Annotated in this window: 23 protein-coding genes and 1 tRNA gene; 13 read left to right on the top strand and 11 right to left on the bottom strand. The window is 48.8% G+C overall.

Annotation, left to right across the window (positions count from 1 at the left end; all coding sequences use genetic code 11):
- The 3 genes from metE to metF form a co-directional block, all read right to left on the bottom strand.
- The gene (gene metE, locus H6859_07955) at positions 1–2,337 is read right to left on the bottom strand and encodes a 5-methyltetrahydropteroyltriglutamate--homocysteine S-methyltransferase (protein USO05081.1); all 2,337 of its coding nucleotides are present in this window, start codon (positions 2,335–2,337) and stop codon (positions 1–3) included.
- Between the two features lie 63 nt (positions 2,338–2,400).
- A complete protein-coding gene (locus tag H6859_07950) occupies positions 2,401–2,793 on the bottom strand; it encodes a hypothetical protein (GenBank protein USO05080.1) in 393 nt (130 codons plus the stop codon).
- Positions 2,778–3,620 (bottom strand): methylenetetrahydrofolate reductase [NAD(P)H], encoded by an 843-nt coding sequence (gene metF / locus H6859_07945; GenBank protein USO05079.1) that lies wholly within the window; start codon positions 3,618–3,620, stop codon positions 2,778–2,780. Before metF ends, H6859_07950 begins: the two co-directional genes overlap by 16 nt.
- A 73-nt stretch (positions 3,621–3,693) precedes the next feature.
- Between metF and guaA the strand changes: the two genes are divergently transcribed.
- Entirely contained in the window at positions 3,694–5,298 is a 1,605-nt protein-coding gene (guaA, locus tag H6859_07940; protein USO05078.1) for a glutamine-hydrolyzing GMP synthase, read from the top strand.
- 81 nt (positions 5,299–5,379) lie between these two features.
- Here the strand turns inward: guaA and rfaE1 are convergent, their stop codons facing one another.
- Positions 5,380–6,939 carry a D-glycero-beta-D-manno-heptose-7-phosphate kinase gene (gene rfaE1, locus H6859_07935; GenBank protein USO05077.1) on the bottom strand — a complete coding sequence of 520 codons (1,560 nt, stop codon included), beginning with the start codon at positions 6,937–6,939 and terminating at the stop codon, positions 5,380–5,382.
- Positions 6,940–7,148: 209 nt separating this feature from the next.
- On the opposite strand from rfaE1, the gene H6859_07930 reads away from it, so the two are divergent.
- Positions 7,149–8,075, top strand: coding sequence for a transglutaminase-like cysteine peptidase (locus H6859_07930; protein USO05076.1), 927 nt, complete (start codon positions 7,149–7,151; stop codon positions 8,073–8,075).
- Positions 8,076–8,241: 166 nt separating this feature from the next.
- On the opposite strand, the gene H6859_07925 is transcribed toward H6859_07930, so the two are convergent.
- The gene (locus tag H6859_07925) at positions 8,242–9,009 is read right to left on the bottom strand and encodes an RNA polymerase sigma factor FliA (protein USO05075.1); all 768 of its coding nucleotides are present in this window, start codon (positions 9,007–9,009) and stop codon (positions 8,242–8,244) included.
- Positions 9,010–9,139: 130 nt separating this feature from the next.
- Complete coding sequence (pyk, locus tag H6859_07920; GenBank protein USO05074.1) at positions 9,140–10,570, bottom strand: pyruvate kinase; 1,431 nt, start codon at positions 10,568–10,570, stop codon at positions 9,140–9,142.
- Positions 10,571–10,970: 400 nt separating this feature from the next.
- Here pyk and H6859_07915 point away from each other — a divergent pair, with 400 nt between their 5' ends.
- The 3 genes from H6859_07915 to H6859_07905 all read left to right on the top strand — a co-directional run bounded on the left by H6859_07915 (position 10,971) and on the right by H6859_07905 (position 15,770).
- Positions 10,971–12,791 (top strand): ribonucleoside-diphosphate reductase subunit alpha, encoded by a 1,821-nt coding sequence (locus H6859_07915; protein ID USO05073.1) that lies wholly within the window; start codon positions 10,971–10,973, stop codon positions 12,789–12,791.
- 116 nt (positions 12,792–12,907) lie between these two features.
- Entirely contained in the window at positions 12,908–14,005 is a 1,098-nt protein-coding gene (locus H6859_07910; protein ID USO05072.1) for a ribonucleotide-diphosphate reductase subunit beta, read from the top strand.
- A gap of 349 nt (positions 14,006–14,354) precedes the next feature.
- Entirely contained in the window at positions 14,355–15,770 is a 1,416-nt protein-coding gene (locus H6859_07905) for an ammonium transporter (protein ID USO05071.1), read from the top strand.
- Positions 15,771–15,780: 10 nt separating this feature from the next.
- On the opposite strand, the gene H6859_07900 is transcribed toward H6859_07905, so the two are convergent.
- Positions 15,781–16,992, bottom strand: coding sequence for a threonine ammonia-lyase (locus H6859_07900; GenBank protein ID USO05070.1), 1,212 nt, complete (start codon positions 16,990–16,992; stop codon positions 15,781–15,783).
- A gap of 284 nt (positions 16,993–17,276) precedes the next feature.
- Between H6859_07900 and H6859_07895 the strand changes: the two genes are divergently transcribed.
- From H6859_07895 to H6859_07880, 4 genes are all read left to right on the top strand, one after another.
- Entirely contained in the window at positions 17,277–18,017 is a 741-nt protein-coding gene (locus H6859_07895) for a PhoH family protein (GenBank protein USO05069.1), read from the top strand.
- 136 nt (positions 18,018–18,153) lie between these two features.
- Complete coding sequence (locus H6859_07890) at positions 18,154–18,687, top strand: hypothetical protein (GenBank protein ID USO05068.1); 534 nt, start codon at positions 18,154–18,156, stop codon at positions 18,685–18,687.
- The gene (locus H6859_07885; GenBank protein USO05067.1) at positions 18,674–18,910 is read left to right on the top strand and encodes a hypothetical protein; all 237 of its coding nucleotides are present in this window, start codon (positions 18,674–18,676) and stop codon (positions 18,908–18,910) included. The genes H6859_07890 and H6859_07885 overlap by 14 nt, the downstream gene beginning before the upstream one ends.
- Before the next feature lie 86 nt (positions 18,911–18,996).
- Positions 18,997–19,656 carry a hypothetical protein gene (locus tag H6859_07880; GenBank protein ID USO05066.1) on the top strand — a complete coding sequence of 220 codons (660 nt, stop codon included), beginning with the start codon at positions 18,997–18,999 and terminating at the stop codon, positions 19,654–19,656.
- A 155-nt stretch (positions 19,657–19,811) separates the two neighbouring features.
- Here the strand turns inward: H6859_07880 and H6859_07875 are convergent, their stop codons facing one another.
- From H6859_07875 to H6859_07860, 4 genes are all read right to left on the bottom strand, one after another.
- Positions 19,812–20,018 (bottom strand): DUF4102 domain-containing protein, encoded by a 207-nt coding sequence (locus tag H6859_07875; protein USO05065.1) that lies wholly within the window; start codon positions 20,016–20,018, stop codon positions 19,812–19,814.
- Between the two features lie 59 nt (positions 20,019–20,077).
- Positions 20,078–20,152, bottom strand: a tRNA-Gly gene (locus tag H6859_07870).
- Between the two features lie 62 nt (positions 20,153–20,214).
- Positions 20,215–20,496, bottom strand: coding sequence for a hypothetical protein (locus H6859_07865; GenBank protein ID USO05064.1), 282 nt, complete (start codon positions 20,494–20,496; stop codon positions 20,215–20,217).
- Complete coding sequence (locus H6859_07860; GenBank protein USO05063.1) at positions 20,493–20,816, bottom strand: hypothetical protein; 324 nt, start codon at positions 20,814–20,816, stop codon at positions 20,493–20,495. The genes H6859_07865 and H6859_07860 overlap by 4 nt, the downstream gene beginning before the upstream one ends.
- Positions 20,817–20,954: 138 nt before the next feature.
- Here H6859_07860 and H6859_07855 point away from each other — a divergent pair, with 138 nt between their 5' ends.
- Genes H6859_07855 through H6859_07840 form a run of 4 tightly spaced genes read left to right on the top strand, consistent with a single transcriptional unit; the run spans position 20,955 to position 23,368 of the window.
- Entirely contained in the window at positions 20,955–21,473 is a 519-nt protein-coding gene (locus tag H6859_07855) for a prolyl-tRNA synthetase associated domain-containing protein (protein USO05062.1), read from the top strand.
- Between the two features lie 46 nt (positions 21,474–21,519).
- A complete protein-coding gene (locus H6859_07850; GenBank protein USO05061.1) occupies positions 21,520–22,464 on the top strand; it encodes a co-chaperone YbbN in 945 nt (314 codons plus the stop codon).
- Positions 22,465–22,490: 26 nt separating this feature from the next.
- On the top strand, positions 22,491–23,156 hold the full coding sequence (locus H6859_07845) for an LON peptidase substrate-binding domain-containing protein (protein ID USO05060.1): 666 nt from the start codon (positions 22,491–22,493) through the stop codon (positions 23,154–23,156).
- A 32-nt stretch (positions 23,157–23,188) separates the two neighbouring features.
- Entirely contained in the window at positions 23,189–23,368 is a 180-nt protein-coding gene (locus tag H6859_07840; GenBank protein USO05059.1) for a Trm112 family protein, read from the top strand.
- The last annotated feature ends 51 nt before the right edge of the window (positions 23,369–23,419 follow it).

The raw sequence follows: 23,419 nt of genomic DNA, 5'->3' as shown, positions 1-23,419 counted from the left end.
TTACGCAGCTTTCGCGCCTTTCGATTTTTCGCGCATTTTTTTGGCTGCGGCCACCATGTTCTTCAGCGCTTCCTTAGTTTCCGGCCAAGCACGGGTTTTTAGACCGCAATCCGGATTTACCCAGATTTGGCGCTCATCAAGATTAAGCTTGGCTTTTTCCAGCAGGTTAACCATTTCGGAAACGCTCGGCACACGCGGGGAATGAATATCATACACGCCCGGACCAATCTCGTTTGGATATTTGTATTCGATAAACGCCTCCAGAAGTTCCATCTGTGAACGAGAGCACTCAATCGAAATTACATCCGCATCCATCGCACCGATAGAATCAATCACATCATTGAACTCGGAATAACACATATGCGTATGGATTTGCGTTTCATCTTCAACACAACATGATGTCAGGCGGAAATTTTCAACTGCGTTGTCGAGATATTCCTTCCAATCATCCCGGCGCAAAGGCAAACCTTCACGAAACGCGGCTTCGTCAATCTGGATCATCTTGATCCCGGCTTTTTCCAGATCCTCAACCTCGTCACGGATCGCCAGCGCAATCTGACGCGCTGTATCATTACGGGGTTGATCATCACGAACGAACGACCATTGCAAAATCGTAATCGGCCCGGTCAACATGCCCTTCATGATCTTATCCGTGCAGCTCTGCGCAAATTTCGACCATTCGACAGTCATGGCGACAGGCCTTGAAACATCACCAAAAATGATCGGCGGCTTCACGCAACGCGAACCATAGGACTGCACCCAACCATATTTCGAAAACGCAAAACCTTTAAGCTGTTCGCCGAAATATTCCACCATGTCGTTACGTTCCGGCTCACCGTGTACCAGCACATCAATATTGCACTCATGCTGGAAATCGACGACCATTTTAATCTCATCCTGCATCGCCTTTTTATATGCGGCCTCATCAATAACACCTTTTTTGAAATCTGAACGGGCTTTACGAATTTCCGGTGTCTGCGGGAAAGAGCCGATCGTTGTTGTCGGATAAAGCGGCAGATCCAAAGCCTTATGCTGCACATCCTGACGCTTGGCAAACGGAGATTTGCGTTCCTTCATATCCTCGGTAATATTGGAAATTCGCTCCTCAACAGCTTTATCATGAACGCGCGTTGAAGTCTTACGAGACTCTTGTGCGCCGTTACTCGCCGCCAGTTCGGCCGCAACATTCTCACGTCCTTCATTAGCGCCTTTGGCGATTGTGACAATTTCGTCAAGCTTTTGCGTCGCATAAGCCATCCAACCTTTTAACTCATCATCCATTTCGGTTTCAGAATCTAGGTCTACTGGCGTGTGCAGCAAGGAGCAACTCGGTGCTACGAACACACGTTCCGAACCGATTTTAGAGACGGCTTTTTCAATCTTGCTTAAAGAATTGGCCAGACTGTTTTTCCAAACGTTGCGGCCATCTACAACGCCCAAAGACAGGATCTTTTCATCACCGATCAAGTTAAGAGCCTGTTCAATATCCTTACCGGCATCATTGGCCGTGGTGTTGGCCCGGCCAGAGCCACGGCACAGATCGATATGAATCCCATCAACCGGCAAACCAAAGGCCAGTTCGGCATTGTCTTTCAAGGACTCAAAATAGGTCGCAACCAGAACTTTCAGCCCTTCCGGTTTTTTCAGGTTCGCATAGGCGGTTTTAATCGTGCCCTGACCAATCGGACACATATCAAGGCTGAACACAGGCTCGTCGATTTGCACCCATTGACAACCACGCTCGGCCAGCCCGGCTAGAATTTCGTTATAAACCGGTATCAAAGTCTGCACGAAGTCCTCATGCTTGAACCCGTCATATTGCGGCTTACCTAAGAATGTATAAGTCGCAGGGCCAATCAAGACCGGACGGGTTTCAATGCCTAAAGCCTTGGCTTCTTCATATTCATCAAAAATTTTGGTTGAGGAGAGTTTCGGACTCATGCCTTTTTCGAATTCCGGCACGATATAATGGTAATTCGTATCATACCATTTCGACATTTCCATGGCCGTAACATCAAGACTGCCGGTTTGCGCGCCGCGCGCCATTGCAAAATATGTATCCAGGTCAACATTGCCGCCGCTGTGTTGATAGCGCGAAGGGATTAAGCCCAGCGATGCTGTCATACTTAAAACCTGATCGTAAAAAGCAAAATCATTCGATGGGATGTGATCAAGGCCTGCGTCCTGTTGTAACTTCCAGTTTTGCGCGCGCAGGGTTTTCCCAATGGCCAGCAATTCGTCCTGAGAGCTTTTTCCTTTCCAATACGCTTCTACAGCTTTTTTCAACTCGCGCATCGGACCGATACGGGGAAATCCTAAATTTGTTGCCAGAACCATTTTTAAACTCCTTGGTAAAATAAAAATCCGTGTGAGATTAACGGGACACAGGCCGCATTGCAATTACTCTTTTAATTCTGAAATTGCTTCATCAATGGAAGAATAGAAAAAATCTGAGGGGAAACTTGTATGAACGGTAATCTTGTTTACAGACAGAGAACATTGTGACAAATACTCTTTCAATTTATTCATTTGCTCAATCCTCTCCTGTGTTTCTTGCACAAAATGGACTTTGGTCAGAGCAATATTAACGACTTGATTGCTTACAGGGCAGTCTTCTCGGGATGAATTATTGAGATTAATTATCGTAAAGGGTTTTTCCTCTTCTGTAATTTCAATTTCTCCCTTAGCGCCAACCTCTATCTCGGTCTTAGGTTGAGAACAAGCTGTCGTTAGTAAGATAGAGATCAATATAGTCAGCTTCGGTTTTTTACCCTGCCTTAATTGTTGAGGCATTGAACAACCTCTTGTGTAATCATCGATTTATTCAGCGTATAAAAATGGAGGTGTTCCACACCGTTTTGCGCTAAATTCTGTGCTTGCAGAATCAACAAATCCGCCGCCACTTTTTGCGCCTCTTCCGGCTTGTCTTCCAACCCTGCAAATTTTTCATGAAGGCCTGCTGGCACACTCGCCTGACACTTCTTGGCGAAGTTGCACATGGACTTGAAATCATGGATCGGCAACAACCCTGGCACAATCGGGGTTTCAATGCCTGCCGCCGCGCATTCATCGCGAAAATTATAATACACATCATTATCAAAGAAAAACTGGGTAATGGCTCGGTCCGCGCCCGCTTCGCACTTTAATTTCAGCGCCGCAATATCGGCGCTCATATCCAGCGCATCCGGGTGCTTTTCCGGATAACACCCGACCGAAATCTCAAAATCATGCCAGCCTTTCAGGCCTTCCACAAAATCACTCGTATACTGGAAATACTCACCGTCCTCATCCAGCGGCCATTGTAAATCATCCGGCATATCCCCGCGCAACGCCACGATATGACGAATACCCGCTGCCCACAGCGCGCTCGTAAATTCATGCAGTTGATCCTTTGGCGTATTGATAAAGGTCAGGTGCGAACCGATGGGAAGGCCCGTATCCTCTTTCATCTTCGCAATCGTATCCACCGTGCCATCACGTGTAGACCCACCCGCGCCATAGGTCACTGTCATGAATTTCGGCCCCAGCGCGGCCAGATCAGCCACTGCTTCCCAGAGCGCTTCACTGGCTTTCTCGGTTTTAGGCGGAAAAAATTCGAAAGATATTGTTGGCGCGCTCATAAGCTCTACAGACCTTTACGTTTGTTGAAATTTAGCTTAATACAATTTCATAAATTTTACCGAGAGGAAAGACATGTCTGCGGAAAACGTCACGGTCCCCAAAAACGCAAGCGAAACCAATAAAACCCACGACCACATCTTGATCCTCGATTTTGGCTCGCAAGTTACCCAGCTTATTGCCAGGCGTGTCCGCGAGTCCGGCGTCTATTGTGAAATATGGCCTTTTAATCACGCTGATGATGATCGCATTAAATCGTTCAACCCTAAAGGTATCATCCTGTCCGGCGGCCCGTGCAGCGTCCTTGACGAAGAGGCCCCCGCCGCGCCAGAGATTATCTTTACCCTTGGTGTTCCCGTGTTTGGGATTTGCTATGGCCAGCAAACCATGGTCAAACAATTGGGAGGTCGCGTTGCCCCCGGCGAAGGCGCTGGTGAATTTGGCCGCGCCCATGTCGAGGTGACCGACCATTCCGATCTTACGCAGGGCGTTTGGGATGCTGGCGCGCGTGAACAGGTCTGGATGTCCCACGGCGACCACGTGGCTGATCTCCCTGAAGGTTTCCATATTGTGGCCAAATCCGAAGGTGCACCTTTCGCCGTTATCGCCAATAAAGACAAAAAATTCTACGGCGTCCAATTTCACCCCGAAGTCGTGCACACGCCTCATGGCCGCGATTTGTTCAAAAATTTTACCCACAACGTTGCGGGGTGCGCCGGGGACTGGACCATGCAAAATTTCCGCGAGGAATCGATCGCTAAAATCCGCGAACAGGTCGGCGATAAAAAAGTCATCTGCGGTTTGTCCGGCGGCGTGGATAGCTCCGTCACCGCGATTTTACTACACGAAGCAATCGGCGACCAGCTCACCTGCATCTATGTCGATACCGGCCTGATGCGCGCGGGTGAGAGCGAACAGGTCGTCGCGCTGTTCCGCGAGCATTACAATATCCCTCTCATCCACGAGGAAGCTGAAGATCTCTTCCTCGGCAAACTTGATGGCGTAAGCGATCCTGAAACCAAACGCAAAATCATTGGCGGTCTGTTTATCGACGTGTTTGATAAATGTGCAAAAGAGGTTGGCGATGCGGCGTTTTTGGCGCAGGGAACCCTCTATCCTGATGTCATTGAAAGCGTCAGCTTCACCGGCGGCCCATCCGTAACTATTAAATCCCATCACAATGTCGGCGGCCTGCCAGAGCGCATGAACCTCAAACTGGTCGAACCGATGCGTGAACTGTTCAAGGACGAAGTGCGCAATCTTGGCCGTGCGCTCGGCATGCCGGAAGATTTCATCCGCCGCCACCCCTTCCCGGGACCGGGGCTGGCCATCCGCATGCCCGGAGAAATCACCCGTGGCAAACTCGAAATCCTGCGCAAGGCCGACACCGTCTACCTCGACGAAATCAAAAAGGCCGGGCTGTATGATGAAATCTGGCAGGCTTTTGCGGTGTTGCTGCCTGTGCGCAGCGTAGGTGTTATGGGTGATGGTCGTACATATGATTATGTCTGCGCCCTACGCGCGGTGACCTCTACCGATGGCATGACCGCCGATTACTACCCGTTCGAGCATGAATTTTTATCCCGCGTGTCTACGCGTATCATCAACGAAGTTGCCGGCATCAACCGTGTCACCTACGACATCACCTCCAAACCCCCCGGAACAATTGAGTGGGAATAATATACATAATATAAAATTGATTATTAACCTTTGTTGGGCATAAATCAACTCGCTATGGAATCCTGTTTATAGGTCCTGAGCCTAAGCTGCCTCATTATTGATTTTGGCGATAGAGCCGGTGGTAGAGTGGCCTTCATAGATCGGCATAACGTTCACTTCGCCGCCATAGCCTCGTACAGTCGGGCTTTCAGGGATCTGATCTTCCGTGTAATCTCCACCTTTGAAATAGATGTCAGGTTTAAGAGCCTCTAACAGCTTGATAGCGGTATTATCATCGCCGTCTGTATCCGCGCCAAACAGCACCACCATATCGACAGAGCCGAGCGCCGCAAGCACACCGGCGCGGGATTCTTCATCATGGACGGGGCGCTGCGGGCCTTTTAAAGCACACACCGATGAATCCTTATTGAGGCCGACAATCAAGCGGTCACAATGATCGCGCGCATTATTGAGATACGATACGTGCCCATAATGAAGAATATCGAAACAGCCATTAGTGAAACCGACTTTGAGACCGCGTGCTTTCCAACGGCGAACATGTTCGGTGGCTTCTTCCCATCCATGATCGCTATGTTCCAGCACATCTCCTTTACGTGCGCGATCCTGTTTTTGTGCCCCTGCACTCGTACGAGCCATAACATCTCCGTGGTCGCTGGCGAGTGCGGCGGCGAGTTCTTCGCTACGAATTGGTGCGGTTCCGACTTTGGTGACAACAACAGAGCCCGCAACATTGGCAAGCGCGGCGGCTTGAACCAGCGTTCCGCCTGCCGCCAAACCAGCAGCAATCGTGGCAATTACAGTATCGCCAGCGCCGGAAACATCGAACACCTCGATGTCGATTGTGCGTAAATGTACAGGCGCTTCGCCTTTAGCAATGACGCTCATACCATCGCCGGAGCGGGTTGCAACCACGGCCTTTATACTGCATTCATCAATTAAACTTTGAGCGGCGTTTAGCACTTCATCATCGGTGCTTACAGGCGCACCTTTGGTTGCCTCGCTAAGTTCTTTTTTATTGGGGGTGAGCGCGCTGGCACCGCGGTATATAGAAAAATCCTGTCCTTTAGGGTCGACAAGGACAGGAACGCCACGCGCCTTCGCCGCTTCTATTATGGCTCTAATCACATCTGGGCGCAGCAGGCCTTTGCCGTAATCTGAAAGGATAATGGCGCGGGCCGTTTTAAGGGCCGTTCTTGCCGTTTCAACCAGCAGAGCGGCGGTTTCATCGCTGATCGGAGCGCTGAGCTCAAAATCTGTACGCAAGAGTTGCTGATGTCCGGCGAGAAAACGGGTTTTCACAGTTGTTGGACGGGTTTTTTCAATCAGCAAACCATCGCTGGAAAAACCAAGTTTTTCAATTTGGTTTTTAAGCGCAACGCCTTCATCATCATCTCCAATCACAGAGATAAACTGAGCCTTCGTTTTTAATCCGGCTAAATTGGCCAAGGCATTCCCGGCCCCGCCCAGCATTTGATCTTCATGCTTGATGGTCAAAATCGGCACAGGACTTTCGGGAGAAATGCGTTCAACATAGCCGTAAACAAAGCGATCAAGCATAACATCGCCAATCACCAAAACTTCAGAATCTTGCATCTTTTTAAGAATTGGCAACAGTGTTTCTTCAGATAGATTTTGGGTCATAAAATTTTCCATATTCTTATTTTGTTCTGTTTTTCTGAGTTTTTGCGTAAAAATATCCTGAAAACCTCGCTTTTATGCCCGTTTGTTAGGAATTCGTCAATCTTTGTGAGGTTTAATAAGGGGGTACGAATTTTTACGTGTGTACCTATTGCTTTAAACAAAAATGAAAAACAAGGATGAGAGCAGGGTCTTAAAAAGGGATAAAGTCTATGAACAAGGTGGGCCTTTTCAAATATTTTCGAGCTGCGCTAAAGCGTAGGCGGGTCGGTGAGTTGCTGGTTACCAAAGGATTGATCACGCCTCAGGATCTCCGCAACGCCTTGCGTACGCATCAGGAAACGCGCGCTCCACTGGGGCAGGTTTTCGTTGAACAAGCGGCCATTTCCAAAACACAATTGCGTCTTATTTTATTGAAACAAACGGCTTTGCATACTTGTACGGCTTTACTATTGTGTGCGGCTTCGCTTTCGGGTGGTGCAAAAAAATCACGCGCCGATATGATCAAAGATGTGCCCGCGCAAATTCGCTTGGTAAGTGCGAGCAGTGAATTCAAACGTGTTGCCTCTTACCCGGCGTTTTACGGCACACAAGAAAAGCGCTCAAGCAATCTGAGCGCTTTTACGAAGTGGACGAGCATGTTCGATCGTTTTGATCGGCAGTTAAAACAAAGCGCATCGTCTCGTATCGTTCATGAGTGGCAGGAAAATCTGCGCGGCATTGAAGGGCAAAGCCTGAAAGCCATGGCCGACCGGGTGAATGATCTGGTGAATGAAAAGCGTTACATCGTGGATTCAAAAAACTGGGGCCAGTCCGATTACTGGGCCACGCCGGTTGAGTTTCTCCAGCGCGGCGGTGATTGCGAAGATTTTGCAATCATGAAATATGTGGCGCTGCGCAGCCTTGGTGTGCCGGAAGATCGGATGCGCATCGCTATCGTACAAGATACGCAGAAGAATATTCCGCATGCAGTTTTGGTGGTTTATACAGAGCAGGGCGCCTATCTGCTGGATAACCAGAATAAACATCTGATTAGCGCGGAACGCGGATCACGCTATCGTCCGATTTATTCCATTAACCGTCAGGCCTGGTGGCTGCATAGCGCACCGAGTAAAACGATTATCGCCAGCGCGGAATGAACACCCCCGCCCCAAGAGGCGAGGTATCACGTCATTGCGAACCGCCAAAGGCGGTGAAGCAATCCAGAATTTATCCTTGTGGCACTGGATCGCTTCGCTTCGCTCGCGATGACGATTACGCCGTAAGCGGCGAGGAATCAAACCTGAAAGAGATAAAGCCTTGCGGTTAGACGGGTATAGCCTGTAGATATGTGTCTTCTAATGGGTCTGAATCCACACTTAGCCAATCCTTAAGGCGTGATCTGAGTCGCAGGGTCGCTTGTGAATGAATCTGGCATGCTCTGGATTCGGTATGCCCCAAAACCTCGCCGATTTCTCTTAAATTCAACTCTTCATCGTAATACAGGGCAATAACAAGTCTTTCTCTTTCAGGCAAGCGTGCCATAGCCTCGGCCAGATCTCTTTTAAATGAATCTCTGGCAACTTCGGAGAAGGCAGAGAGGGCTGTCTCTAATTTGGGATTTATCATTTGCTCCAGACTAAAAAGATTTTTTTTGGCGACCGACTGATCGATTTTGTAGTATTCCTCCAGGGAGATTCTCAGTTTTTCCGCGATTTCTCGGGGAAGTGCGTCCTGCCCTGTTTCATTTTCAACTTCAATTTCCGCCGCCGCGAGCATTCGAGCTTTTCTATGGACGGAGCGCGGGGTCCAGTCAGAGCGCCGGATTTCGTCCAGCATGGAACCGCGGACGCGGATACCGGCATAGGTTTCAAAAGAGGCGCCTTGCGAAGGATCGTAATTCTTTGCTGCCTCCATTAACCCTATGAAACCGGCCTGGACGAGATCGTCTGGCTGAATGTTTGGAGGAAGCCTTGATTGAAGATGGTAGGCTATATTTTTAACCAACCGGGCGTGTTTCCGAACCACGGCGTCTAAATCGACGTCAGAATCTACGGCTGAAGCTGAGTATGCAGTTTTTAATGCGCTGTCCATTGTCCTTCCCATTTGCATAACTGTTAAAATTATGGGATGCACAATAGAATATTTTTTTATTATATCAAGCTTAATTTATTGTATAAATATACTTTTTTTATAGAAAAGCTCCTTCCGATTTGAATGTTCTTTACTCCACTTCCGCAATTCTGAGAATATTCGTCGTCCCGGCAACGCCGAAAGGCACGCCGGCGGTCATGACGAAGCGCTGGCCTTTTTGGGCAAGACCTTCTTCCTGCAAAATTTTGCACGCATAGGGCACGGGGCCAGAAAAATCACCTTTAATCTCTGGCATGCATACTGCGTGAACACCGTAAGACATAACCATTCGCCGCGCAACGCCCTGATGCGGTGTCAGGCACAAGACAGGCATATCGGGGCGCTGGCGGGCCATGCGCAGGGCGGTCGAGCCTGAGGCTGTATAAGTCACAATGCACGCGGCATTAATATCGTGGGCGACGTAAAAAGCTGCCGAGGTGATGGCATCGGAGGGATCATCGCCAGCGTCTGGGCGTGTCTCTTCCATCATGGTTTTATAGATGTCATCGCTTTCGGTGCGTGCGCAGATGCGGTCCATCATCTCGACACTTTTCACAGGGTGTTGGCCGGCGGCGGTTTCAGCTGAAAGCATCACCGCATCAGCGCCATCATAGACGGCCGTAGCCACATCTGAGGCTTCGGCGCGAGTCGGCCGGGAAGAGGTCACCATCGACTCGAGCATCTGCGTGGCGACAACGACCGGCTTGCCCTGGCTATGCACATAACGCACAACCCGTTTTTGAACAGATGGAACGTCTTCTGGTGGAATCTCAACGCCAAGATCGCCGCGCGCCAACATAACTCCGTCAGCCAGTTCGACAATCTCTTCCAGATTTTGAATGGCAGCCGGTTTTTCCAGTTTGATCATCAGGGCTGCACCGCCGCCAATAAGCTTACGAGCTTCTTTTACATCCTCGGCGGTTTGCACGAAACTTTGTGCTATCCAGTCAACGCCAATTTCAAGAGCCGCCTTGATGTCCTTTTTATCCTTATTTGTTAAAGCAGGAATCGGCAGAAAGGTTTCAGGAACATTAAAGCCTTTTTTGTCCGAAAGCGTTCCGCCGGCGCGAATTTCAGCTACAAAATAATCCTGCCCGATTTCACGTACGCGACAGCGGATCTTGCCGTCATCAATAAAGAACAGGCCGTCTTTTTCCAAACTGGAGAAAATTTCCGAATGCGGCATATAAACCCGCGTTTCATCACCCGGGGCAGGATCAGAATCAAAGCGAATCATATCGCCGCATTCAAGTTCGATCCGGCCCTTTTCAAATGTACCAATTCTGAGTTTGGGGCCCTGCAGGTCGCCGACAATGCCAATCGGGCGGTTATATTCAGATTCGATTTCACGGATTATAGCCGCCAGCGCTGCTATGTCTTCATGGCTGCCGTGGCTGAAATTGAGACGAAAGAGGTCAGCGCCGGTTTCAAATAGTTCGCGAATCTGGTCCTTGGTGTTGCTTGATGGTCCTAATGTGGCAAGAATTTTAGTTTGACGGATGCGTTTAAGAGAGGCGCTCATAAGGATTTCCTAGCGTCAGGCTTGGTGAATTTTCAAAAGAATCATAACATATATTTGACATCGCACCAGAGCCAGAACACAGTAAGAACATCACGGGTATTATGTGCAAATTACCCGCAGAAATTTCGGGGCTTTTGTGTAATTTTATTACGTTTGTAAAAAAACATCATGTTTTTCCACGGGGATAAGGCTGCGGATATCCCTGTTAATTTATTGAAAGAAAAAGATTTTTAAAAAAATTGCAACTGTTTTTAGGACCATATTCCTATTGCTGCACACCACGAGATGTAGTAGCTTATCTCTTAACGAACGCTATAGATAGTGTCTTCACACGCTGTCTGCACCCCATAAAACCCCGTCCTTTATGGATAAAAGAAGACTTATAATAGGAGTAAGGCTTATGTTTGACGTTGCGCAAATGGAGAGGGGCAATCGTGTCCAGATTGACCGCTCTCGGGATGAAAACCTGACTGGTTTTGGTAAAGCAACTCTGGTTGATCGCTATTTGTTGCCGGAAGAACAACCTCAGGATTTGTTTGCGCGCGTTTCGATGCATTATGGGGATGATAGCGAACATGCACAGCGCATATATGATTATATCTCAAAATTATGGTTTATGCCTTCAACGCCTGTTTTGTCAAATGGCGGCACAAACCGTGGTTTGCCGATTTCCTGCTTCTTGAATGAAACACAGGATAGTCTCGAAGAGATTGTAGAATTGTGGAATGAGAATGTCTGGCTGGCCTCTTTGGGCGGCGGTATTGGTTCTTACTGGGGCAATGTACGCTCTATTGGTGAAAAGGTTGGCCGCAATGGCAAGACAAGCGGCATTGTTCCCTTTATCCGTGTTATGGATTCCCTAACACTGGCGATTAGCCAGGGCTCGTTGCGCCGCGGCTCTGCTGCGATTTACCTGCCGATCTGGCATCCGGAAATTGAAGAGTTTATTGAGATTCGCCGCCCGACTGGCGGGGATCCGAACCGTAAAGCTCTGAACCTGCATCATGGTGTTTTGGTTGATAACCGTTTTATGCATGCGGTCGAAAATAATGAGGAGTACGCGCTAAAATCCCCGAAAGACGGTCATGTCGTTGATAAAATCAATGCGCGCGATCTTTGGATTCGTCTATTGACCGCCCGGGTGGAAACCGGCGAGCCGTACATTGTTTATATTGATCATGTGAATGACCACATACCGGCGCACCATAAGATGGCGGGTCTCAATGTGAAAATGTCCAATCTGTGTTCGGAAATCACTTTGCCGACAGGGGTGGACCATCTTGGCAATGACCGTACGGCGGTGTGTTGTTTAAGCTCCTTGAACCTTGAGACATTCGATCAATGGCAGGATCATCCGCAATTTATCGAAGACGTAATGCGCTTCCTTGATAATGTTCTGAGCGACTTTATCGCTAAAGCGCCTGATTCAATGAAGCGCGCGAAATATGCTGCAATGCGCGAGCGCAGCGTTGGCCTGGGCGTTATGGGCTTCCACGGCTTCCTGCAAGGCAAGATGATCCCGATGGAAGGTGTAATGGCGAAGGTGTGGAACCGCAAAATGTTTTCTCATATTCGTCGTCAAGCTGATGAAGCATCTGTAAAACTGGCCGATGAACGCGGCGCATGTCCGGACGCAGCTGATTACGGCATTAAGGAGCGTTTTTCCAACAAAATGGCCATCGCACCCACGGCCAGCATCTCCATTATTTGCGGCGGCGCGTCTCCGGGCATTGAACCCAATGCGGCAAATGCTTACACGCATAAAACGCTGTCGGGTTCTTTCCCGGTGAAAAATAAATATCTGATGGCGTTGCTGGAGGAAAAAGGGCAAAACACCGATGATGTGTGGAGTTCGATTTTTACGAATGAAGGCTCTGTCCAGCATCTTGATTTCCTTTCAGACGATGAAAAAGACGTGTTTAAAACCGCGTTTGAGATTGATCAGCGCTGGCTCATTGAGCATGCGGGCGATCGCTCCGAATTTGTCTGCCAGGCGCAATCTTTGAATGTGTTCCTGCCGGCCAATGTTCACAAGGCTGATCTCCACGGCATTCACTATGAAGCATGGAAGAAGGGCGTAAAGTCTTTGTATTACTGCCGCTCTAAATCCATTCAACGCGCGGAAAGCGCGGCCAGTTGGCAGCGGGCGAAAGAAGGCGAAGACAAGGCTAATGAAGAAGCCCAGCAAGGCCAGTATGAAGAATGCCTCGCGTGTCAGTAGAAGTTTTTCTTTGACCAAGATTATGGTTTTTTGTCGTCAGGGCGCGGCAAGCTTGCAAAACGCAATCATTCTTAGTATATGCAAATCTTCAACTTATTTTAAAAAGGATACTCCTTATGTCTGCGCAAAACGCCGCCCTTACCGATGATGTCACCAATTCCAATTCCCCGTTGTTGCAAGAACGCCATGTCTACAAGCCTTTCTTGTATCCCTGGTGTTATGAAGCATGGCTGACCCAGCAACGCGTACACTGGCTGCCGGAAGAAGTGCCGATGGCGCAGGACGTTCATGACTGGAAAAAAACGCTGACTCCGGCTGAGAAAAACCTGATGACGCAGATCTTCCGCTTTTTTACCCAAGCCGATGTTGAGGTCAATAACTGCTATATGAAACATTATGCGCAAGTGTTCGGCCCGGTTGAGGTGCAGATGATGCTTAGCGCCTTTTCAAATATCGAAACCATTCACATCGCGGCCTATTCGCACCTGCTTGATACGCTGGGTATGCCTGAGGTCGAATATCAGGCCTTCCTCAAATACAAGGAGATGAAGGACAAGTACGACTATATGCAAACGGCTTCGATGAAATCGCGTCGCGACATTGCCAAAACGATGGCGCTGTTTTCCGGCTTTACGGAAGGCGTGCAGCTCTTTGCCTCGTTTGCGATTTTGATGAACTTCCCACGCTTTAACAAGATGAAAGGCATGGGCCAGATTATGACATGGTCGGTGCGCGATGAAACGCTGCACTGCCTGTCGATGATCAAGCTGTTCAAAACCTTCATCTCTGAAAACCCGGACATCTGGGACGATGAATTGAAGGCGGAAATCACCGCCTCTTGCCGTAAAGTCATCGAGATCGAAGATAACTTCATCGATTTGGCCTTTGAAATGGGCGGTATTGAAGGGTTGGAGCCACAGGAAGTGAAAAACTATATCCGCTGGATTTCAGACCGCCGCCTGCAGCAGCTTGATCTCGAGCCTATCAATGCGCAGATTAATAAAAATCCGCTGCCATGGATGGATGAAATGCTCAATGGCGCCGAGCACACGAACTTCTTTGAAAACCGCGCGACGGAATATTCCAAAGCTTCTACGCAAGGCACATGGGAAGAGGTTTTTGCGCAGGATATTTTCTCCGGCAATTATGCGCAGGGCGAGGAAGCACAGAAGATCGCCAAGGATACTGAAGATGCCAAGGGAGAGGCTGCTTAAGTCTTTCTTTGTTCTCTTTCGGGGCCAATCAATACTCCCCTTGAGGCGTCATTGCGAGGAAGGCCGCGAAGCAAGCCGGTAAGAATGCATCCCAAACTTGATTTGGGATCTCCTTCGGGTAGATCCTGACTTTCGTCAGGATGCAATTTATAGATTGCTCCTCTTCCACAGCCTGCCCCGGCGGAGGCCGGGGGTCGCTTGCAATGACGGTGTCCGATAGCCCCGCTGTTTCCAGCGGCTTTTTTGTGTACAAATTCAAAAAATCAGTATTATCGCTATTGCGCAATGCAGCATTTTATTACAAAATCGACAGCGTTTTTAAAACAAAAAGCTTTGAAGGGTATGCATTATGGCATTTTTGAATGTGAAATTTTTAGTCATGGCACTTTTTGTCAGCGCGCTGATGTTTTCTTCTACTCCGGCGCTGGCGCAGGACGCGACGCTCGATTCTGGTGATACGGCCTGGATGCTGGTTTCCGCTCTTCTTGTTTTGATGATGACTGTGCCGGGGCTGGCGCTGTTCTACGGCGGGCTTGTTAAACGCGATAACGTGCTTTCCACCCTCATCCAAAGTTTGGCGGTGGCCGTTGTCGTAAGCGTTGTTTGGCCGGTTATCGGCTATTCACTGGCCTTTACGCCGGGCAACAGCTTTATCGGCGGGATGGATCAATTCATGTTAAAAGGCCTTACACCGCAATCCCTTGTCGGAACAATACCGGAAAGCGTGTTCATTATCTTCCAGATGACTTTTGCGATTATCACCATGGCGTTGATGGTGGGCGCGGTGGCAGACCGGATTAAATTTACCTCACTGCTAATTCTTACCCCGCTTTGGGTTATCGCTGTTTATGCGCCGATTGCGCATTGGGTTTGGGGTCCGGGCGGCTTTATCGGCGGGGTTGATCGTGAAGGTTATGAAGGATTTTTCGGCATGGGCGACGCGCTGGATTTTGCCGGTGGTACGGTTGTGCATATCAATTCCGGAGTCGCCGGTTTGGTGGCCGCCATCGTTATTGGACGAGGCATGAAAACGCGGCAGGATCCCTCGACCTCGACCAACCTCATCCTTTCGGTCATCGGAACGGGGATGCTCTGGGTTGGCTGGTTTGGTTTTAATGCAGGTTCTGCGCTTAGCGCCGGTACAGGCGCGGGGTTTGCCATGCTGGTTACCAATGCTGCGGCTGGTGTGGCGGCGGCTATCTGGATGGGCTTTGAGTTGATTCATAAAGGAAAAATCAGCGTGCAAGGTACGATCTCAGGCGTAGTGGCCGGGCTTATTGCCATTACTCCAGCAGCAGGATTCGTCGATTTTCAGGGAGCTTTGATTATTGGCACCGCTGCTGGTGTGATCTGTTATCTTGCCGTGACCTATCTCAAGGTATTGCTGAAATATGACGACGCTCTCGATGTTTTTGGCTTGCACGGCGTTGGCGGCATTGTTGGTGCGATCCTGGTTGGCGTGTTTGCCAACCCGGAGATTGGCGGCGCGGCAGGCGCACTTTACGGCAATGATAAACAGCTTATCGCGCAAATTCTGTCTGTCGTTGTTACTATGGTCTATTCCGGCGTGGTTACGCTTATTCTGCTGCTGATCATTCGCACACTGATGGGGCTGCGGGTTGATCCGCGCGTGGAATATTGGGGGCTTGATCTGGCACATCACGGTGAAACCATCGTTGAATATATGGAAGGTCTGCCGAAGAAAAGCCCATTTAACAAAAATAAAAGCAAGCCCAAGGCCGCCAGTAAAAAAGCAGGTGACTAAAAGCAGGTGACTAAACGTCGCTATCAGTTTTGACCTTGAAGCCAGCATCGCGCAGGGTTTTGACGATCTCTTTAACGTGGTGGCGATCACGGGCTTCGATGACAACTTCAAGCTCGGCCTTTTTCAGGGAAACGCTTTGCATCATGCGCTGGTGGATAACCTCGATGACGTTGGCGCCGGATTCACCGATGATGCGGGAAATATCGGAGAGCTGACCCGGCGTATCGTCAATTTCAAACGTTAAGCGGCAAATACGACCGTCACGGACCAGCCCGCGCAAAATAAGCGTGGAAAGCAAGCGCGAATCGATATTGCCGCCGCAGACAACGAGGCCGACTTTTTTGCCTTTGTAGAGCTTTTTGTTTTTCTTGATGACGGCCAGCCCCGCGCCAGGGGCGCCTTCGGCAACCAGTTTTTCAGAGGAAAGCAGATCAAAAACAGCATCTTCAATTTCTGCTTCGCTGGCAGAATCAATACGATCAACAAGTTTTTCAATGATCTTCATGTTTTCTTCTGAGGGCGCTTTCACTGCAATCCCCTCAGCCAGCGTTGCGCCGCCGACAGGGCCGGGGCGTTTTTCGAGGTTCGCCTTGACCGCGTCGAACATTTCGGCCTGCGCGCCGACAACCTCAATTTCAGGCTTTACGCCTTTGACAGCTGTCGCCACCCCTGCGATGAGGCCGCCGCCACCAACAGGGACTACGATGACATCAAGATCAGGCTGCTGTTCCAGCATTTCCAGTCCCAGCGTCCCTTGCCCCGCTACAATCAACGGGTCGTCAAACGGATGAATGAAGGTCAGGCCTTCTTTTTTGGCCATGTCCAGTGTGAACTGGACAGATTCATCAAAGTTATTGCCGTGAAGTACGACCTTTGCTCCGAAATCTTCTGTTCTTTTAATTTTGTTAAAAGGCGTGCCGCTTGGCATAACAATAGTAGCGGGAATGCCAAGACGCTGCGCATGATAGGCAACCCCTTGGGCGTGGTTTCCCGCGCTGCAAGCAATGACTCCCGCTTTTTTCTGTGCTTCGTCAAGGGTTAAAAGCTTATTCAGCGCACCTCTGGCCTTAAATGCATTGGTATGCTGGAGATTTTCCAGCTTAAGATACAGGTCAATGCCTAAATGCAAAGACAAGCGTGCCGCCTTAACACAAGGTGTGCGCATGGTGGAGTCTTTGATTGCCTTATAGGCGGTCTGAACGTCATCAAATGTTACGGTCATAGTTAAAGCTCTTTTCTTTTAAGCAGGTGACAATAAAAGCCTATGTGGGGAATAGCTAGTCTTTTTTTTGTGATCAAAACCGGAAATACATGGCGAAAGCCGCAGAAATTTGGTACTGTTAGAGTGTCTTGGTAACTATAAGGACTTCTCCTTGATCGCAGTTTACCTTCTTCAGAAATATAAACCATCTGGCGCTTTTCAACAGATCGCCCCAAATTCTTTAATCTCTCCTTTTTATTTGTTTTTTAAAGCCCTCCCCACCCCCATGGAAAGGACCATCACGCATGTCGAAAAAATCCCGCAAACCCCGTAATAACAAAGATACCAATATCGTCCACACTGCTTTTGATAATCGAGATTGGCACCCTTTAGACGATGAAATTAACGGCCGCCGGGATCAAAAATATGTGAAGAATATCAAGCCGCGATCTGATGGACAGGCGGCGCTTATGAAAGCGATTGATGAATATTCGTTGACGATGGCCATCGGCCCGGCAGGAACCGGAAAGACCTACATTGCGATTTCCAAGGCCGCTGAAGCCCTTGAAAAAGGACAGATTGAACGCATTATCCTCTCTCGCCCAGCGATGGAAGCCGGAGAAAGTCTGGGCTATCTACCCGGTGACTTACAGGAAAAGATGGCACCATATTTGCGCCCCTTGTTCGATTCATTAGGGGACCGAATGGGCGGCAAGAAGGTGCGCCAGTATATTGAGGATGGCACGATTGAGATTGCCCCGGTTGGGTTTATGCGCGGGCGTACACTGAACAACGCCTTTGTTGTTATTGATGAAGCGCAGAACTGTACGTATGGACAGCTAAAAATGTTGCTTTCCCGTCTGGGCTGGCATTCGACCATGGTTGTGACGGGCGATCCTGAACAATCGGATTTATTGGATGGGATGTCCGGGCTGGCCGATATTTCACGCAGATTGGAAACCATTGATAACATTGCGATTTGCCGGTTGAATGAGACAGATATTGTCCGTCATCCATTGGTGGCGGAGATGCTGGGCGCAATATAAGGTATAAATTCCTAAGTTTATTCTTCTCCTTCTCTAAAAGGCCGGTTTTGTACTGGCCTTTTTTGTGTCTCTTTTACCGAAAATTAACTCCCGTAGCGCACACTAAGTAGGTGAAAATAAATGAGGGTTTAACGCAATGCATACAGATGGGGCGACAAGTGCGCATAATGAAGGGGCTACGGATTTGCCCGAAGCCATGCATTCCATTCATATTATGAGTGCTGAAATGGGCGGATCGGGAGGCCCTGTTTATAATTATATCATTTTCCGGGATCATAGCGGCGCAGACAAAGTGATGATGAGCGGTCTGGCGATTGAACGTAATGACAGCGATGTGCGGGCGCTGCGCGGGGTTATGGCTCCGCCGAATGAAGGCGGCCTGCCGAGCGAGCATTTCACGATCGTGAAAGAAACCGAGGTGTTTCGCGGCCCGGTGAAAGAGTATTTGCGCAAGATGGCGATGGCCGTTGAGGCGCTGCATTTCATCAATGCACAAAATTTGAATTACCGTCCGGAAGATGAAAACGGCGATAGCCCGAATTCGATTGCCCATACGCTGATCAAGGCGATGGGGCTAGAATTCCCGGATGAGACGTCCGCGTTTTGGGCGCCGGGCCATGAACGCATCATTTTACCGAAAAACTGGAGATCGAATTATGCTACAACCTGATTTAAATGACCCTATTGTTAAAGCTTGTGTAGAGATTATTCAGAGCGCACCACAAATAACCCCCGTTACTGATGAGGCAGCTGTTTCCATGTGTAATAAACAAAGAAACTTCGATCCGGAAAATCCAACCGTCACGGCTGATCAAATTCCCGCCTTAAACGCAAATGAAGATTGGAACAGAGCCGCCGGAATTGTGCCGAAGGAAATGCCTAGTATGAGATAACAATAAAGTTTAAACCACGGAAAACGAACGGGTCTGCTGTGAGCAGACCCGTTTTTTCGTGGGCCATTATCTGATAAGGTCATGCGATGAGTGAGCCATTCGAAAGCCCGTATATGCGTCTGTCTGATCCGTCTCTTTGGGGAATTATTTTCGGCAATCTGGTTTCTATGGTTCTGGCGATTACGCAAGATTGGCCGCTGGGCCAGATCATGTGGATTTACTGGAGCCAGAGCGTGATGATCGGCGTGGTCAATATCATCCGGATGCTCTCATTAGAGAGCTTTACCACCAAAGGCATGACGATGAACGATGAACCTGTGCCGGAAACCGAGGCAGGAAAGCGTTCTGTGGCGATATTTTTTGCGATTCATTACGGAATTTTCCACGCGGCCTATTTTGCGTTTTTATGGCAGGAACAGCCACTAAATGCGTTGAACATGACCGAGGCAATGTTGATGCTGCTGGGCTTAAGCGCTTTCGTTGGCTCTCATAGTTTTTCCTATATGCATAATTTGCGCGCGGATTTTCGCCAGAAAAAGCCCAATCTGGGGACGTTGATGTTTTACCCGTATTTGCGGATTATCCCGAGGCATCTGGCGATCATTTTCGGCAGCGGGATCGAGGCTATGGGGATGCTGGTGTTTATGGGGCTGAAAACATTCGCCGATGCGGGGACGCATATGATCGAGCATTATTTGTTTCAAAAGCCGGGGACGGATTTGCGGATGAAGGATTTGGAGGCATGAGCGAGTTGACGATCAATAACCTCATGCCTATAGCTGTAGTTCTTTGATGTCGATACAAGCATAATGGCTTTTGACCACTGGCTTCAAAACCATTCCGACTTCGCTTGTCGGGTTTGTATCAACGAGTTCATGAATAATGGTGTATTGAAATGTATTCATACAATATTGCCGTCCTCAGTGCACTTGCTATCAGCTTCTTTCAAAGAAATTTCGGGATAGACACCCAAAGCCAATCGTTTCTCTTTATATTTATCACCTGCTTTAATGCGGTATTTCATGCGCCAATATTTTGAGCCGTTGGGCATGACCTCGAGATATAGCCCACGCCCAGCCGATAATTTATGCTGTCCTACGGACCGCATAAAAAAGCCCTGAAAATCAATGTTTTTCGGGCTTTATTGGACTATATTGGGTGATAAAATGGAGCGAGCGAAGGGATTCGAACCCTCGACCCCGACCTTGGCAAGGTCGTGCTCTACCCCTGAGCTACGCTCGCATCGTTTGGGAATAGATTTGAAGATTTATAGAGGTTTTGTGACAGAACGCAAGGTCAAAAATCTAAAAAAGTTCTCCGACCTTGATGAGCGGCACTCTATAGCCGATCGGATCATGGTTTTTGAACATTGTGTAAATGATTACATTCGGGCTCTTCTCAATAGGATGAGACATATCTTCCGGAATTTCGTAATCCATTAATTGCCCTTCATCATCGTTATTATAGACCAACATGAATATCCGCTGATCACGATAATATTCAACGCGGCGTACCACTTCCGGCAACGGGTTATCACTCACCAGAACAACACCACCATCATTGAGAATGCCCAGCTCTATATTCATAACAGCATCCTTGGATCAAGAGTTAAATCTGCGTTTTGCTGAGGAGCTTCTGTGCCTGCGACCTGACAGAAAGCCATTCTCGGGTTAGCCATTGCTTCAGGAAGCTTTTCAACCAACTCTTTAAACATATCACCATTTGTTACATAGACTTCACGGATACCCGGCTGGCCATCTTTCGGGGCCGGGTGGAGCCCGAGGCATTGCCCCGGCGGCATACGTCCGGCCATCCACGCGTTATTGACGGGTTCATTCCCACATGCCTGTAATTCTGCAATTAAAGCTTCTGCCGCATGGGCATCGCTCTCTACCGTATCACTCATTTTCCCTATCCACACATTATTTTTTATTATTTGCTGTGTTTGTGCTTATTATGATAAGTGAAAAAACTTAAGAAATTGCTTATATATGAAAACAATTTATCTAAAATTTTATCTATTTTTATATGTAGGAAAGGACGTATGAATAGTTTGGATTTTCCATTATCTCCTCTTCCAACCACGCCCGAAAACCTTTTCAATGCATTGAAAAATCTGGATATTTCTTATGCCCTTTATCATCACCAAGCCGTCTTTACGGTTGCGGAAAGCGATACGCTCGACCGTGATATTCCGGGTGTGCATTGCCGCAATTTGTATCTGCGGGATAAAAAGAAGAAAAATTTTCTGGTCGTTGCAGCCAATGAAACAGCGGTGGATTTAAAAACGCTACAGAGCAAATTGAATTGCGGGCGGCTATCTTTTGGTTCGCCAGATCGTTTATGGGAATTTTTGGGTATCCGCCCCGGTTCGGTTTGCCCATTCACCGTGATGAACGACCCGGAGCATCGTGTGCAAATTGTGCTTGATGCACGTATGATGGCGGCGGAAACCGTAAATTATCACCCTTTGGACAATAGGATGACGATTGGCCTTACGCCTGCAGATTTGCTTAAATTCCTGGGCCATACAGGCCATCAACCTATAATTCTTGATTTATAGGGACAAAAGCGTACATAAAGGGCTGTTATAATGAGGATTAAAAAGCATGTTTGGATCAAAACCGCGAAATATTCAGCCCTCTGCTGTGCGAGCACCCGGTGCACAGCAAGAAACGATCTTTGATGTTGGCACCGCCGACTTTGAGACCAAGGTTATGGCCGCATCGATGGAAAAGCCGGTGATTGTTGATTTCTGGGCGCCATGGTGTGGGCCTTGTAAACAGCTTATGCCCGTTTTGGAGCGTGCCGTACAGGCGGCTGGTGGCGAAGTTTTACTGGCCAAGGTCAATCTTGATGAAAATCCTGAGCTGGCAGGCGCCTTGCGCGTTCAATCCGTGCCGACCGTTTTTGGTTTTTGGGGCGGACAGCCGGTTGACGCTTTCCAAGGTGCGCAACCTGAAAGCGCTGTGCAGAGCTTTATTGATAAGCTTGTGCAAGCTGCGCGCGCAGCACGTCCGGATGCGATTGATATTCCGGAAGTTCTTAAAATTGCTGCCGAAGCGCTGGGCGCAAGCGATCTGCAAACGGCACAAAGTGCGTATGCGCAGATTTTGCAACAAGACGAGAAAAATGCGCACGCTTATGCCGGAATGATACGCACTTTTATCGCCGCAGGAATGATTAAACAGGCGCAAGGATTGGTGGCCGGCGCACCGGAAGAGATTACCAAAGCTTCCGAATTTGAAGCAGCACTCACCGCGCTTGAGCTGGCGCAAAACGTCCCTTCATCTGATGAACTGCTCGCTTTAGAGAAAAAGGCAGCAGATAACCCCGAGGATCTTGATGCCAAATGCGCTCTGGCTGAGGTTCAGTTTGGTGCAGACCAGAAAGAGCAAGCGATTGAAACGCTACTGGCGGCGATTGCTCAAGACCGGGAATGGAACGATCAGGAAGCCCGAAAGACGCTGCTACGGTTTTTCGAAGCCCTTGGCCATAGCGATCCGCTTACTATCGCGGGACGTAAAAAATTATCCAGACTCCTTTTTTCTTAAGAATTGCGGACTATTTAATTTGAGTTATGGAACATAATCCTTTCGCGCCGCAATTTGATGATCTTCCGCAGAGTCTGGCGGTCTTTCCGCTTTCCAGCGCGTTTTTGCTGCCTTCCGGGCATCTGCCGCTTAATATTTTTGAACCACGCTATCTGCAAATGGTTGAAGATGCATTGGCTGGCAATCGCCTTATCGGGATGATCCAGCCCCAGCCTCATCAACAGGATCAGGAAAGGCCGGCGCTTGTTAAAACCGGCTGCGCGGGAAAGATTGTTGAGTTTAGTGAAACAACCGATGGGCGCTATCTTGTCAATCTTTGCGGCATATATCGCTTTGATGTTACCGAAGAGATCAGCACACCTAAGGCTTACCGCGTTGTGAAGCCGGATTGGACGCCATATAAGGGTGATGTTAGCGCGCATCGCTGTCTTGATTTGGACCGGGAGAAGCTTAAAGCCTTGCTGCATAATTATTTTGACCAGCATGGCATGGATTGTGACTGGGGTATGCTCGACGAAGCGCCGGATGGACGGCTTATCACCTGCTTATCAATGGTTTGTCCGTTTGAGCAGGCAGAGAGGCAAGCTCTTCTGGAAGCGCCTTGTTGTAAATCGCGCGCGCAGATTTTTATGAGCATGCTGGAAATGGCTGTTCGCTCCGGTAAAGAGCCGCACTCTTGCTATAAGCATTGATTTATCTATTCCTGCGCGCTAAAGCTGTAATTATGAGCGCTAAAATCGATCCAAAATTGTTGGAAATTCTGGTTTGTCCTCTGGCCAAAAGCCCCTTGCGCTATGATAAAGAAGCGCAAGAGCTTGTTTCCGAGCAGGCCAAGCTTGCCTATCCTATTCGTAACGGCATTCCGATTATGCTGGTTGATGAAGCGCGGGCGCTGGATTCATAAAAAAACTTGCATATCCTCGTAAAAATCCGTTTATATACGCTCATGAGCAAC

This window comes from Rhodospirillales bacterium (assembly GCA_023898785.1).
GTDB lineage: Bacteria > Pseudomonadota > Alphaproteobacteria > Micavibrionales > Micavibrionaceae > TMED27.
The sequence above is the reverse complement of the archived record's forward strand: the minus strand, read 5'-3'. Positions and strand labels throughout refer to the sequence as shown.